Origin of the sequence: Cohnella sp. (assembly GCF_041641335.1) — a bacterium.
In the GTDB taxonomy this organism is placed as follows: domain Bacteria; phylum Bacillota; class Bacilli; order Paenibacillales; family Paenibacillaceae; genus Cohnella.
Window position 1 is genome coordinate 1 of the sequence record NZ_JBEPYQ010000019.1, and the last position, 14,029, is coordinate 14,029.

The following is a 14,029-nucleotide window of genomic DNA, read 5'->3' on the forward strand; positions in this document are numbered from 1 at the left end:
TAGCGGAGGACAAGCCTGTAGCGCCTCCGGGCGGAGCACCGCAAGAAACGCTCGTTCTAAGCGGCGAACCCGAGGAAACCCCGGCGACCGCAAAGATCGGGCTGCGCCGCAAGCTGTGGCTGTTCGCCGTCTTCCTCGCTTTGATTAGCGGGTCTTTGGCGCTTACCGGCTCGTTCCTGAACGTCATCGTCAAGTTCCGCCTCGACTGGGCGGACGGCAGCGTCTCGCAACTGCTGGCGGCTAACGGCTTGATTCTGTTCGTCTGCTCGCTGCTGACGCCCTACCTGATCGAACGGTTCGGGAGGAACACCGCCATTGTCGCCGTATTCGCGAGCAATCTGCTTCTATTCGCGTTGCTGTATGCGCAGCTTCCCGAGCTGCTGTTCGTGCCGCTGTTCCTGCTGCGCGGAGGAGGCACGACGATGCTGTCCAACCTGCTCGACAGCCAACTGATGTCCGCCTTCTCGGATCGAGAGCGGAATTTGTTCGCGGGGATGAGGTCGGTGTTCCGCAGCGCCGGCTCCTCGGGAGCGACTTATGCCGCGGGATGGATACTGGCGGGAGAGGACTATCGTCTGCCGTTTCTGCTGACGGCCGTCGCGCTGGCGTTGGCGCTCGCATTCTATGCCAAGTGGATTCGTCCGGTCCTGTGACCGGGCGAAATATCCCGTTCCCATGCCGAGACTGGCGGACCATAATTCGCTTTATCCTTGATACACTTGGGAAGGGAGAAACCGAGAAGGTCGTCTTTCGAAATATCCCAGATCCTCCTACGTTCTGGCGACGAAGGTAAAGGGGGATGTAACTTGACGGAAGGGATGATCCGGCCTACCTGAAGGTGTACAATGGTGTAAGCAACGACGAACATGGAGGGACCATCATGCTTGCGAAAATCATGACTTTTAATTTGCGGTTAAACGTGGAGTCGGACGGGGAGAACGCTTGGCCGCTGCGGGTGCGCGCAGCCGCAGCGGCGATCAAGCGCCACGATGCGGATATCGTCGGCATTCAGGAAGGGCTGCTCGCCATGATCAAGGATCTGGAGCCGTTGCTGCCGGAATACGCGTGGGTCGGCGAAGGCCGGGAAGGCGGCGAGGAAGGCGAATACAGCGCGATTCTGTATAAGAAAGGGAAGTGGAGCGCAGAGGAGGCCGGCGGCTTCGGCCTGTCGGAGACGCCGGAGAAGCTGGGCGCGATGAGCTGGAATACGGCTTGTCCGCGCATGTGCACATGGGCGAGGTTCAAGTCGGCCGACGGAGCGGTATTCACCGCGTTCAACACTCACCTGGACCATATCAGCGACGAAGCCCAGACGAAGGGGATGGGGCTGATCCGGCAGCGGATCGAGCGGTTCCGGGAGCAAACCGGCCTTCCCATCGTCTTAACGGGGGATTTCAACGTCGGGCCGAATCATGCCGTCGTCTCCGGCTTGGAGCGTGCGGGCTACGTCAATGCCTATTCCGTTCTAGCCGAAGGCAGTCAAGGCGTCGGCCGGACGTTCCACGAGTTTCTGGGCGGGGAGTCGGGAGAGCCGATCGATTACGTCTTCGCGTCGCCGGACCTGGAGATCGCTGGCGTCGAGGTCGACCGCGGACAGTACGACGGGCGCTATCCATCGGACCATTATCCGGTGTGCGCGACGGTAAGGCGGACAAGCGTTACCGGCTGAGCCGGAGATTCCCTATTGAGAACGGTCGACTTGACAAGGGGAGTCCGGCCTATTTCCGTGCGAACAGTTGCTTGTCGAAAAACAAAACGACGATAAACAGCGCGATGGCGACGAGCAGAACGGATGCCGGTACGATAAAAGCGAGCAGCGTCGCCGTGTTTTCCGCTTTGTAATAGGCAAGCATGCCGAACGGCATGAGTCCTCCGCCGAGCAGGGTGGTCCAGGCTTGCAGTTTGGCCGTTCTGACCATGCTGACTTCTTTGAAGACGGAATAGAAGATTCCGTAAGCGAACAGGGTCAGCCAACCGACGACGAGAATGTGCGCGTGGACCGGAATCATCGAATAATCTTTCCTGCCGGCCATATCCGCTCCGATTAACGCGCCGGCCAACGAGTACAGTGCCGCCGTTCGGATCAACCATTTGCTGTATGGGGTCATGGATTTTTCTCCTTAAGTTGGACTTTTCCTATTAGAATAGTCGCGCTTTATGAACGGAGCGTGAACGGGAGGTTACAACGTCTTCTCCCCAATTATTTAATTCTAATGTTAATGTCGCCATGGATTCGAGACGGGTAGTCGGAAATGGTTAACGTTAACGGGTTGAGATAGTTCGTTTCCTCAATATAATACTGAAAACTATCGAAAGAAGATCCCTTTCGGTTAGATTCGAACGTTTGTCCGGACGCATCCGTATACTTGCTGTCGAATAAATTGAACAGATGGTTCTTATCAAGCGGCTCGTCGTTCTTCAGGCCAAAGACAAGAACGTGCTGGCCGTCATTCTCCATGCTGGTGCCGACATCATGGAGTGTGAGCCGGTCATCCGGGCGGGAAAGAAGTTCCTTACCATTAAGATCTACCTGCACCTCGAGCTTGTTTTTGTCTACCGCCCGAATACGGTTAGCCCGCAAATAAAGTCGGTCTGGTTTGAGGAAAAAGTTGCTCTGGAAGTAGAGCACTTGCCGATTCTCATCCATGATCGAAGCCGTTATGCCATTCATGATTGTGCCGAACGGTTCACCTTGCGCGTCTTCGATCCGAATATCGTCGAAGTAAAACAATTTCTTCGAGTTGGTCGGATCGTAAGCCACTTCAAGCCCAATCCGGGTAGGATATACGGTCATTGTCCCGAACGTTATACGCTGATCTTCAACGGTAACCGTCTGATGGATATCATAGGTCTCTTTCAGCCCTTCAAACTTGACTTTATCTACAGGAATTACAAACTTCCATACCGGATCACTTGCAATTATTTCGTTATCCTTACCAACCTTAATCTCCAGATCCAAGGTGTCCGGAATGCCAGCCCCTTCGTGAAGATAAAAGTCTATCGTACCTTGCTTGCTTACCCAATCTTCATTAAAACCCGTGGATTGGTGAGAGATAGAGATATCCCGGTTATCGACCAGCTTCACTTTTTGAAGATTAATGACACGCTTCCGTCCGTCCATATTGCTCAACGTGTAGAACACAATAACTCTTGATTCGTCAGCGAGAACGCCGTCTACGGTCAGCTTAATTCCGTCATGCTCGTCGGACAGGCCGACCGGCTGTATGAAGTCGTTTTGCAGCGCGAACTGCAGACCTTTGTCATAGTTGATAAGTTCGACGAGTGACCTGAGACCGGGGATATCACTGACATATGCGGCCACAGCAGGGGAGAACCGGATTGAAGCTACCATTACCAGAAGTAACAAACATGCATTATAGTAAGCTATTCTCCTTATCATCCGGCGCTTTCTACGTTGTCGGCCAAACCGCATGCCGTTCCGAATCGCATCATGGATACTCGAGGGAATTACAAGTTGATCGATTTGTTCCTTCATCGCTTCCAATTGCGGCCACTCCCGCTCGTTATTTTCGCGGATCTCATCCATGAGATTCACCATCCTTCTCCAGCCGCTGCCGTAATCCGCCGAGAGCTTTATCAGCCATGTTTTGATTGTACCTTCCGGCTTTTCCAACGTTCTCGCAATCTCGGAGATAGTCAGATCGTGATAATATTTCAACTGAATGACTTTTTGATAATGGGTTTCCAACTGTTCGACCGCCAATTCGAGCTGTACTTTCTCTAGCGACGCTGATTCGCAGCTCGCCACGTGCGGCTCTCCGCGAACGGCAATCGCCTGCCCTCCGTTCCTTCGCGCCCTCCTCTTGACCTCGTCCGCGCAATAGTTCATCAGAATACGGATCAGCCAACTGCCCAAATAACTTGGCTCCTTTAATTTTCGGATCTGCATGTATGCCCGGCAGGTCGTTTCCTGTACAGCTTCAAGAGCATCTGACTCATTTCTCAAATACGTATAGGCAATCCGGTACATTTTTTCCTTGTGCTGCAAAATGAGGCTGTAGAAGGCTTCATCGTCGCCGCGTTTGGCCGCAAGAACTAGCAATTCATTATCCACGCGTTTCCTCTCCCGCCACTTTGCTTCTATAAGATTAGACTCTACAGACCCTCAAACGGTTTTTGTAATTAACATTTGTTGAAATCGAAAAAAAGGGTCTTGGCTATACGTCGCGAATAGGATATATGTTCCAACAATTTCTTGATATTTGATATGCTTTTTAAGCTGTCCGGCATCATTACCTTAGAAAGGACGACACTTATGATGATGATACATAGCTATGATTTCAAAAACCGAGACGAGTACAGAGCAAGTTTCAATGAACTATCTAAACTAGTATTTGGAATTGACTTCGAAGGATGGTACCAAAAGGGAGCCTGGGACGATCGCTATATTTGTCATTCAATTGTTGCCGCTGACCAAATCATCGCTAATGTTTCAGTAAGTAAAATGGACTTGGTTATTCATGGTGAAAGTAAAAGCGCACTGCAAATTGGAACGGTTATGACTCATCCCGAGCATAGAGGTAAGGGGTTGTCCAAACAACTGATGGAATATGTATTGGAAATCTACGAAGACACATGCGATTTGTTTTTCTTATTTGCGAACCGCACAGTGCTCGATTTTTATCCCAAATTTGGATTTACTGCCTTGCCTGAACATCAATTTTATTTAAACCTATCTGTTCAGCCCAAAGATGAACCATTTGTACTGGATAAACTGGATGTTTCGAAGGAAGAGCATTGGGATTTAATTAAACAAATGCTTATTTCCCGTAGACCCATTTCAGAACATTTCGGCGTCACAAACAACGAGGGTTTATTTCAATTTTATGCTTTGAACGTATTCAACGAATGCCTATATTTTTCACGAACTGACGATGCCATTATCGTTTTTGAGCATGAAGGCGATTTGCTTCATTTGTATGATGTTATTAGCGACAAACAGGTGGACATGGAAGCGTTGGTTTCGCGGATTACGATGAAACAAACAAGGAATGTTCGGTTTCATTTCACGCCAGATCAACTCATCAACAAAGCCTATGTAGAACCCTTTGGTAAGCATGAAGATGTCTTGTTTATGAGACCGCTTTCTGATTTGGGAAAGCTACCCGTGTTTTGTGTGCCTAAGTTGGCTCATGCTTAGCTGCTAAGTTAACGGATCCGAAGATGCCGCGGATGTCAATCTACTGCGGAGGCTTTTTCGCGCTACCCGACTCAAGTCCAGCGGCTTTCCGGCCGTAAGACTGTCGGAGTACGAAGACAGGCCCGTTATAATGAAGAAAGACGAGTGTGGGAAATAACGGGAGGAACAAGATGAAAAAAGGTAGAAACAGCGCGAAGCTATTCGCGATCATCGTATTGGCGACAGCATTGACGGCTTGCGGTGACTTGGCGAATTCCTTGACGGAAGAAGTGCGGGAGTCCGTTGTCGGCGAAGGCTCCGGTTCGGGCAAGCTCGCATCCTTGGAAAAACGCTCCTTCGCCGCAAGCGAATTCGACAAGATGGAAGTGCAGACGGAGGCGATGGAAATTCAGGTAACGCCTGGTTCGGGCGACTCCGCCGAAGTTGAGCTGCTAGCGGACGGTGCTCTTGAAAGCCGGCTCTCTTTCGAGGCCAACGTCGAATCGGGAGTACTTAAAGTTCAGGTGAAGGAGAAGTCGAAATCGGGCATCCTTAAAGATCAGAGAGGCGAAAGAAAGCTTCGGATCGCACTCCCGGACAAAACGTATAGCAGCGTGACGATCCGCAACGCCTTCGGGGCCGTCGAAGCGTCCGGCGTGAAGACCGGGCAGGCGGACATTCGCATCGATGCAGGAAAAATCCGGATGAACGGCGTGACCGGGCAATTGAACCTGGAAGCGAACGCGGGCGAGATCGTCGTGGAGGGCATCGGCTTGAACGACGATGTGAAAGCGAGAACGGACGCCGGAAGGATCGCGATACATTTGGACGAATCGCCGAAGGACGCCAGCTTTCATCTGGACAGCGAAGACGGGCAAGTGAAGCTGAACTTGGAGCAAGTCGAGTACAGCAAGCAATCGATGAACAAGATAGTCGGCAAGCTCGGATCGAACGGTTATCTTATCGACGCTTATGCGGCCGTGGGCGAGATCGTCGTCGACGTCAAACCGTAAGCTGAAGCTCCGCGAGGCGGGCAAAGCCAGTATACGGAATCCACGGGTCCAGACACTAACACGGATAGGAATGGCAGAGGCGGCATTCGAACGCGCGACGTTCGAGTGCCGCTTTCGTGCACGCCAGAAAGTAAAAATCCTCTATCCTTATCTGAATGGTCTCCGACATAAACGTTATCCCGCCGATCACAAGGACGGCGTAAGCCGTTTATGCTTAGGCGGAAACTGCGGAGCGTGCGAGGTTGCAGAGAGGAAGGCCGATGGTTCGCTCCCATCGTTGAGAGGGACTAGGGGGACTGAATAGTTTTGGGCGGAAAATCCGCGCTAATTTTGTCGAAGGGGGAAGATGACCAGAAATAGAGCGGGAAATCCGCTTTGATTTCTCCAAAACAGGATAAACGTGGAAATAGAGCGGGAAATCTGCTTTAATTCGCTCGACAAAGGTGCAGCAGCGAATTTAAAGCGGATTTTCCGCTTAAATCTACAAGGCGTGTACCATACCCGAACGGATCGAGCAAGGCAGCGCTCTGCGGATCGAGCTGGACAGCGCCCTGGCGGATCGAGCTGGGCAGCGCACTGGCGGATCGAGCTGGGCAGCCGAATCGGGCGATAAGACGTCAACGAAGGGTAAAAATGTAAAAACATGCACATTGTTCTGCGGCAAGCGCTTTCTCTATAATTGAAAGCGTAACCAACAGACGCCGGCTGTCTGAACCTATGAATAGGGGGAAATAAGTTGAACGACAAAAAGGGCGCAAGACTCACTGCTAAAGGATTGGCGATTTTATTGGGTGCGGTGCTAGCTGTAACCGCTTGCAGCGGCAATAAGAAGGAGGATCCTAAAGCGAGTCAGCCGCCCGCGTCGTCTTCGGCCGGCGCTTCTCCGTCCGAACAGGCGGGATCCGCAGCCGCAGCCGATCCGTTCGGGAAGTACGATCCGCCGATTCAATTGACCACCGTGCGGAATTTGAACGACGTCGTGGAGAACAACGTCCTGTCGGTGCTGAAGGACGAGACGTTCGAGGACAACCGCTGGACGAGAGTCTACGAGGACTTACTGGGCATCAAGCTGAAAAACGACTGGGTCATCAAAGGCGGAGACACCTCGGACCAGTATGTCCAGAAGCTGAACGTGACGCTCGCCTCCGGAGAGCTGCCCGACTTTATTACCGTCAATGCAGTGCAGCTCAAGCAACTGGCCGAGTCGGATCAAATCGAGGATATGACGGCGCTGTACGAGCAGTACGCTTCCCCGTTTATGAAAGAAGTATTCACTCAGGAAGGTTCGGGTCCGCTCGACGCCGCTACGTTCGACGGTAAGCTGATGGCGATTCCTCAGGTAGAGTCGTCCATCGAGCGCTCGATGTACATCTGGATCCGCACGGACTGGCTGAACAAGCTGAAGCTGCAGCCGCCGAAGACGATGGCGGATGTTCGGGCGATATCCAAAGCGTTCGCGGAGAATGATCCGGACGACAACGGTCAGAGGGATACGTACGGCCTGGGTCTGACCAAGGATGTTTTCGGAGGGGCGATGGGACTGGAGGGCTTTATGGCCGGGTTCAATGCCTATCCGAACCTTTGGCTCGAGGACGAGTCCGGCAAGCTGGTATTCGGAAGCATCCAGCCGGAGACGCGTAAAGCGCTGCAAGCGCTTCAGGAAATGCAAAAAAACGGCGAGATCGACAAGGAATTCGGCATCAAGGACGGAGGCAAGGTGTCCGAGCAAATTGCCGCAGGCAAGATCGGCATGGAATACGGCGAGCAATGGAACTCGATCTGGCCGCTCCAGCTTAACAAGAACAACGATAAGGACGCCCAGTGGCAAGCGTTCCCGATCGTATCGGAAACGGGCGACACGCCTAAAGTGCCGCTGAAATTCAGTACGACGAAATTCGTCGCGGTCAAGAAAGGCATCCCGCATCCCGAGGCCGTCATTAAGCTCTTTAACCTGCATCTGGAGAAAAACTGGGGAGAAACGGGCGAGTTCGATAAGTATTACGCGCCGCCGAACGCGGAGAGCGTATGGCAGCTGTCTCCGGTAACGCCGTACCCGCTCAAGAAAAATCTGGACGCGTTCCGGGATATCGATGCCGCTCGCAAGGCGGGAGATATGTCGGGACTCCAGGGAGAGGCAAAAACGATTCAGGAGAAGCTCGAAATGTTCGCCTCGGGCTCGGCCGAGGGCTTTGCACTCTGGGGCTGGGAACGAATCTACGGTCCGGAAGGCTCGATGGGCATCGCGAACCAGTACGATCAGAACAATCAGTTCCTGATGGATAAATTCGTGGGCACGCCGACACCGACGATGGTAGAGCGCAAAACGACGCTGGAGAAAATGCAAAACGAGACGTTTATCAAGATCATTTTGGGCCAGCCGATCGAGGAGTTCGACAAGTTCGTCGCCGATTGGAAGAAGCTGGGCGGAGACCAGATTACGCAGGAAGTCAACGAGTGGTATGCAACGCTGAAGTAAGACCTGGCAGGGGAGCGGCTTGATCGAGTCGAGGCGTTCCCCCCCTGCTATTCTTGCCGGCGCGGGAGGAGAGACCTGATGAGAAAGAGACAGATCCGGAAGGAAGCGCCCTTTCACTTGATGATTTTGCCGGGAATGCTGTTTATTTTGACCTTTTCCTATATCCCGATGGCGGGTATTATCATCGCCTTTCAGAAGTTCATTCCGGCCAGAGGGCTGTTCGGCGACCAGAAATGGATCGGACTGGACAACTTCAGGTACGTGATGGACTTGCCGAATTTTGTTCAGGTGATCTGGAATACGCTATACATTTCCAGCTTTAAGCTGGTGCTTGGACTGGCCATTCCGGTTATCTTTGCGATTCTGCTCAACGAGTTGAAGAACGAGGCGATCAAGCGGAGCGTCCAGACGAGCATTTATTTGCCTTACTTTTTGTCCTGGGTCGTGCTTGGAGGCATTCTGATCGACTTGCTCTCCCCCTCGGGAGGACTTGTGAACGCGATGCTCAAGTCCTTCGGCATGGAGCCGATTTTTTTTCTGGGTGACAACAAATGGTTTCCGACTACGCTGATCGCTTCGGATATTTGGAAGAACTTCGGGTACGGAACCATCGTCTATATGGCCGCCATTACGGGCATCGATCCGGGCTTGTACGAAGCGGCGACGATCGACGGCGCGAACCGTTGGCGCAAAGCCTGGCACATTACGCTGCCGGGCATGAGAATGGTCATCGTGCTGCTGGCCGTGCTCAGTCTGGGACAATTGCTCAACGCCGGCTTCGATCAGGTATTTAATCTGTACAGCCCGCAAGTGTATCAGAGCGGAGACATCCTGGATACGTTCGTGTACCGGATCGGTCTGCTGGAGGCTCAGTACGGGGTCGCCACGGCAGTAGGTTTCTTCAAATCGATCGTGTCGCTTGTGTTGATCTCAAGCGCGTACTATATCGCTTACCGTTTCGCCAAATACAGAATATTCTAGGAGGGTTCCGATGACCAGTCGTTCTTTCCAACCGGCGGATCCCTCTCCGCCCTCGTTCCGACGCGTCGGCAAAAGGTTCGATTGGTTTGCGTTGGCCAACTCGGCTTTTTTGATCGCGGTCGCACTGATCTGCATCCTGCCGTTGATTCATATTATCGCTTTGTCGTTCAGTTCGAGCGCAGCCGCGGCGGCCGGATACGTCAAGCTGTGGCCGGTAGACTTCACGCTGGCCTCCTATGAGTTTACCGCTTCGCGCAGCGCGTTCTGGGTATCCATGCTGACCTCGATTCAAAGAATTGCCATGGGCACGCCGCTGAACCTGCTGCTGACGATTCTCGTCGCCTACCCCTTGTCGAAGACGACGGAGCAGTTCCGATTTCGACTAGTGTACGCCTGGATCTTCTTTTTGACGATGCTGTTTAACGGGGGCCTGATTCCGTGGTATATTACGATTAAGCAGCTCGGCCTCCTGGATTCCATCTGGGCGCTGGTGCTGCCCGGGGCAGTGCCCGCCTTCAGCATCGTGCTGCTGCTGAATTTCTTCCGGGCCGTGCCCAAGGAGATGGAGGAGTCCGCCGTCATCGACGGCGCGAGCCAGTGGACAACGCTGTGGCGCATCTATGTGCCGATCTCTAAGCCCGCTATCGCCACTTTGGCTTTGTTCTCCATGGTCGAGCACTGGAACAGCTGGTTCGACGGGTTGATCCTGATGGGGGATCCGTCCCACTATCCGCTGCAAAGCTACATTCAGACCATCGTCGTTCAGATGAATCTCGGATCGATGTCGATGGAGGAGTTAAAGAACCTGGCCCGAATTTCCGATCGGACGCTCAAGGCTTCTCAAATCTTCCTGGGCTCTTTGCCGATCATCGCCGTTTATCCGTTTCTTCAAAGATTTTTCGTCAAAGGCATCGTGCTTGGAAGCGTAAAAGGCTAGCGCCGTCCGCGTCTCGGTTCAGTCGGCGGACGGAACCGGCCGCGCGACACTGGAGCGGGGGGAGAACACCGTGCGCCGAGAATTCTCTTTTCGCAATACGATCTTTATTCGACTCGTCGCGACCTTTATGCTGATCATGGTACCGGTTGCGCTTCTCGGAATTTACATTTATCAATGGGCGATTCGGACGACGAGCGAGGACATCTCCCGGACGGCCGAATCGCAAATCGCGTTTTATCTGAACGATCTCGAAAATGAAATCGAACGCATGAAGCTGCTGCAATACGGACTGCTGGAGGATACGGATCTGAACAAGCTGGCCATCACGTGGGAGACGATGGGAACCATCGACCGGATGGACAAAATCAATTCGGTCATCAACCGAATCCTTGCGATCCAGAACAGCAGCCGCTATATTCGGGACGTCAACGTCCACATCGGAACGATCGGCAAAACGCTGTCCGCGCTGGTCGGTCCCGGCGAGATCGACGAGGACAAGTTCATGGCCTTCGGCACGGAGTCGGTCCGTCGGAAGGTCGGAACCCGCCTGATCGATTGGAACGGCGAGCTTTACCTCAGCGCGGTCAATGCCAGAGGGAGCAGGGGGAGAGAGCCCCTCTTCATCGTTGAAATCGAACTGGACCGCCAGCGTCTGCAGGAGGCGCTGGGACAATTCAACACTTATCCGGACAGCGGCACCTTGCTGGCTTTCGGGAGCAACGGCTACGGAGTAAGCAGCGGAGCGAATTCGATTCGGGAAGGCGCGGCCGAAATTATCCGCCTTCTGGAGCAGTTTCCGAACGAAGGGTCGGAAACGTTTACTCTGGGCGGACAGAACTACTTCGTCTCGGTCGCCCATTCCGAGCGGCTGGAAATGTCCATCTACCGGTTGATCAACGATCGCATCGTCCGCAAGCCTCTGGACAAATTTTATTGGTTGGCCTGGTTGATTGCCGTTGGCGCAATCGGCATTATTTTTATTTACGCGTTATCCACCTACAAATTTATTCACAAACCGCTGCTCAAGCTGGTCAGAGGGTTCCGGCGGCTCGAAAGCGGCGATATGGATTTGACCATCGCGCACGAGACGAACGACGAGTTCAGATATATTTATAACCGCTTCAACCAGATGGTCGTCAATTTGCGATCGCTGATCGACCAGGCGTACAAGCAGAAGATTCTGACCCAGAAGGCGGAGTTGAAGCAGCTTCAATCTCAGATTAAACCTCACTTTCTTTATAACAGCTTTTTCATTTTGAATACGATGGCCAAGACGGGGGATACCGAGCGAATCGAGCTGTTCACGACGCAGCTGGGCGAATATTTTCGCTTCGTCACCCGGAACGCTTCCGACGAAATCGAGCTCAAGCTGGAGATTCGACATGCCCGGATGTATATGGAAATTCAGGAAATGCGCTTCTACAAGCGGGTACGGGCGAGCTTCGACGATCTGCCTGAGGAATTCGGGCGCCTGCGCGTGCCGCGCCTCATCGTGCAGCCGTTGATCGAAAACGCTTTCGAGCACAGTCTGGAGAAAAAAGCGAGGGACGGGCGAATCGACGTGCGTTTCGAGCTTCGCGACCGCTGGGCCTGCATCGTTATTGAGGATAACGGCAGCTTGAGCGATGAAGAGTTCGAACGGATTGTCCGAAAGCTTGAGTACGAGAATTCCGAATCCGAAACGACAGGGATCGTCAATGTGCACCGTCGCATCGCTTTCGCTTACGGCGGCGGCAGCGGGCTGAGCATCGCCCGGGGCGCGCTCGGCGGGTTGGAGGCGACGATCCGTATTCCGCTGGAGGAGGCGAAGCCGAATGTACAGGCTGCTAGTGGTTGACGACGAAGCGATCATCGCGGACGGCGTGACCGAAATCCTCGGGTCGCTGAATATACCGGGACTGGATATTTGCACGGCCTATTCGGGAATGGAGGCGCTGGACTGGCTGAACAGCACGCGCGTCGATATTGTGCTGTCGGACATCCGCATGCCCGAGCTGAGCGGGTTGGAGTTGATGGAGATCATCCATCGAAAATGGCCTCGCTGCCGTATCGTCTTCTTGACCGGCTACGACGATTTTGAGTCCGTTTATAAGGCGATACGCATGCAGAGCGTCCGTTTCCTGCTCAAGACCGAAGGATATGCCAAGTTGACCGCAGAAATTTTGGACGTCATTCGCGAGCTGGAGGACGCGAGAGACAAGGAGCTTCTTTTGCAGCAGGCGGCGAAGCAGCGGAGCCGTTTGGAGACGCTGGCCCAAGGCGAGTACTTCCGGCAATTGCTGGCCGGAGCGGAAAGCTCAAGCTTGGAGGAACGAAAGACCAATTTCCGCAGTCTGTCGATTCCGCTTTCAGGCGACGCGCCGGTGTTTCTGGTGCAGGGAAGTTTCCTGCGGTCCGCCTCCGCCGCTTCGTTCACGATGCGCCAGGAAAAGGCGCTGGACGCCAAATTTCTGGTGGACCGGTACTTGTCGGATCTGACGCAATGCGCGGGAATCGTCGATCGCTACGGAGACTTGCTGTGGCTCGTTCAGCCGAAGGACGAGGGGGCAGAGCGGGCGGCTTCCAGCACGGAGCTGGTGCGATTTTTGGAGGGGATGCTGGAGCTGGCGCAGGAAGCGTGCTCGAAGTCGCTTGGAGCGGAGATCGCTTTTACCTTGACCGATCGGGCTTGCTCGTGGGATCGGCTCCCGGCGGCGTATGATCGAATCCGGCAAATGCAGCATGGGCGAATCGGAGACGGCGCAAGTATGGTCATGACCGTTCAGGAATCATGCCGGGAGGGAACGGAGTCTTCGCGGGAGCCGATTCGCGGCGAGAGGTTCGAGAGACTTGCCGGCCATTTGGAGAGCGGCCGAGGCGAAGATTTTATTGCTCTGCTGAGAGAAATCCTTCGTCCCGTGCGGGGGAATCCGGAGGCCGACAAGCAACAAGCGATGGAGCTGTATTACTCTGCAGCGCTGGTTATGCTGTCCTATATTAATCGTCGGCAGCTGCAGGAGTGGGTGCCGGCGAACGGGCTGATGCAGTTCGACTCCCATGCCACCTGGGAGGAGGGGGCGGCTTATCTTGAAAGCGTTGCCGAAGCTCTGTTCGAGCGCAGGAGAAGAGGCGAGGGGAGCAGAGCCGCGGGTGCGATGGAGGAAATCGGACAATACGTCGAAGGGCATTTGGAGGAGGATCTGTCGCTCGTTCGGCTGGCCCGGCGGTTTCACTTCAATCCTTCGTACCTGTCCCGCGTCTTCAAGCAGGAGAACGGCATGAATCTGTCGGAGTTTATCGATAGGGCGCGATTGCGCAAAGCCAAGGAAATGCTTGCGCAAGAGGGGATGAGAATCAACGAGATCGGCGCTAAAGTCGGATATGAGTCGCCTCACTCCTTTACCCGTTTCTTCAAGAAATCGACGGGAACGACTCCGCAGGAATATCGTGAAGGGGCAAGGGGGCATGCCTGAAGGGGCGAAAGCCAACCGACCCAATTGTGA

General features: G+C 53.8%; 11 protein-coding genes. 9 read left to right on the forward strand and 2 right to left on the reverse strand.

Annotation, left to right across the window (positions count from 1 at the left end; genetic code table 11):
* Both ACESLM_RS08285 and ACESLM_RS08290 read left to right on the forward strand, forming a co-directional pair.
* Positions 1 to 653, forward strand: a 653-nt coding sequence (locus tag ACESLM_RS08285) for an MFS transporter (RefSeq protein WP_372631084.1), incomplete at its 5' end; no start/stop codon positions are given.
* 227 nt (positions 654 to 880) lie between these two features.
* The gene (locus ACESLM_RS08290) at positions 881 to 1,669 is read left to right on the forward strand and encodes an endonuclease/exonuclease/phosphatase family protein (RefSeq protein WP_372631085.1); all 789 of its coding nucleotides are present in this window, start codon (positions 881 to 883) and stop codon (positions 1,667 to 1,669) included.
* Positions 1,670 to 1,718: 49 nt separating this feature from the next.
* On the opposite strand, the gene ACESLM_RS08295 is transcribed toward ACESLM_RS08290, so the two are convergent.
* The gene (locus tag ACESLM_RS08295) at positions 1,719 to 2,108 is read right to left on the reverse strand and encodes a hypothetical protein (RefSeq protein WP_372631086.1); all 390 of its coding nucleotides are present in this window, start codon (positions 2,106 to 2,108) and stop codon (positions 1,719 to 1,721) included.
* Positions 2,109 to 2,200: 92 nt separating this feature from the next.
* The gene (locus tag ACESLM_RS08300) at positions 2,201 to 4,075 is read right to left on the reverse strand and encodes a sigma-70 family RNA polymerase sigma factor (RefSeq protein ID WP_372631087.1); all 1,875 of its coding nucleotides are present in this window, start codon (positions 4,073 to 4,075) and stop codon (positions 2,201 to 2,203) included.
* A gap of 201 nt (positions 4,076 to 4,276) precedes the next feature.
* Here ACESLM_RS08300 and ACESLM_RS08305 point away from each other — a divergent pair, with 201 nt between their 5' ends.
* The 7 genes from ACESLM_RS08305 (at position 4,277) to ACESLM_RS08335 (ending at position 13,999) form a co-directional block, all read left to right on the forward strand.
* Positions 4,277 to 5,161, forward strand: coding sequence for a GNAT family N-acetyltransferase (locus ACESLM_RS08305; RefSeq protein ID WP_372631088.1), 885 nt, complete (start codon positions 4,277 to 4,279; stop codon positions 5,159 to 5,161).
* A 170-nt stretch (positions 5,162 to 5,331) separates the two neighbouring features.
* The gene (locus ACESLM_RS08310; protein ID WP_372631089.1) at positions 5,332 to 6,153 is read left to right on the forward strand and encodes a DUF4097 family beta strand repeat-containing protein; all 822 of its coding nucleotides are present in this window, start codon (positions 5,332 to 5,334) and stop codon (positions 6,151 to 6,153) included.
* Positions 6,154 to 6,889: 736 nt separating this feature from the next.
* Positions 6,890 to 8,629, forward strand: a complete 1,740-nt coding sequence (locus ACESLM_RS08315) for an extracellular solute-binding protein (protein ID WP_372631090.1) — start codon at positions 6,890 to 6,892, stop codon at positions 8,627 to 8,629.
* A 78-nt stretch (positions 8,630 to 8,707) separates the two neighbouring features.
* Entirely contained in the window at positions 8,708 to 9,610 is a 903-nt protein-coding gene (locus ACESLM_RS08320; RefSeq protein ID WP_372631091.1) for an ABC transporter permease, read from the forward strand.
* A gap of 10 nt (positions 9,611 to 9,620) precedes the next feature.
* Positions 9,621 to 10,547, forward strand: coding sequence for a carbohydrate ABC transporter permease (locus ACESLM_RS08325; RefSeq protein WP_372631092.1), 927 nt, complete (start codon positions 9,621 to 9,623; stop codon positions 10,545 to 10,547).
* Positions 10,548 to 10,617: 70 nt separating this feature from the next.
* Positions 10,618 to 12,384: a sensor histidine kinase gene (locus ACESLM_RS08330; protein WP_372631093.1), complete on the forward strand. Its 1,767-nt coding sequence runs from the start codon at positions 10,618 to 10,620 to the stop codon at positions 12,382 to 12,384.
* The gene (locus ACESLM_RS08335) at positions 12,362 to 13,999 is read left to right on the forward strand and encodes a response regulator transcription factor (RefSeq protein WP_372631094.1); all 1,638 of its coding nucleotides are present in this window, start codon (positions 12,362 to 12,364) and stop codon (positions 13,997 to 13,999) included. The genes ACESLM_RS08330 and ACESLM_RS08335 overlap by 23 nt, the downstream gene beginning before the upstream one ends.
* The last annotated feature ends 30 nt before the right edge of the window (positions 14,000 to 14,029 follow it).

What these genes read in the sequence shown, in the direction of transcription:
- ACESLM_RS08290 (WP_372631085.1), top strand. Translation starts at nt 881, where the DNA reads ATGCTTGCGAAAATCATGACTTTTAATTTGCGGTTAAACGTGGAGTCG.
- ACESLM_RS08295 (WP_372631086.1), bottom strand. Translation starts at nt 2,108, where the DNA reads ATGACCCCATACAGCAAATGGTTGATCCGAACGGCGGCACTGTACTCG.
- ACESLM_RS08305 (WP_372631088.1), top strand. Translation starts at nt 4,277, where the DNA reads ATGATGATGATACATAGCTATGATTTCAAAAACCGAGACGAGTACAGA.
- ACESLM_RS08310 (WP_372631089.1), top strand. Translation starts at nt 5,332, where the DNA reads ATGAAAAAAGGTAGAAACAGCGCGAAGCTATTCGCGATCATCGTATTG.
- ACESLM_RS08320 (WP_372631091.1), top strand. Translation starts at nt 8,708, where the DNA reads ATGAGAAAGAGACAGATCCGGAAGGAAGCGCCCTTTCACTTGATGATT.
- ACESLM_RS08325 (WP_372631092.1), top strand. Translation starts at nt 9,621, where the DNA reads ATGACCAGTCGTTCTTTCCAACCGGCGGATCCCTCTCCGCCCTCGTTC.
- ACESLM_RS08335 (WP_372631094.1), top strand. Translation starts at nt 12,362, where the DNA reads ATGTACAGGCTGCTAGTGGTTGACGACGAAGCGATCATCGCGGACGGC.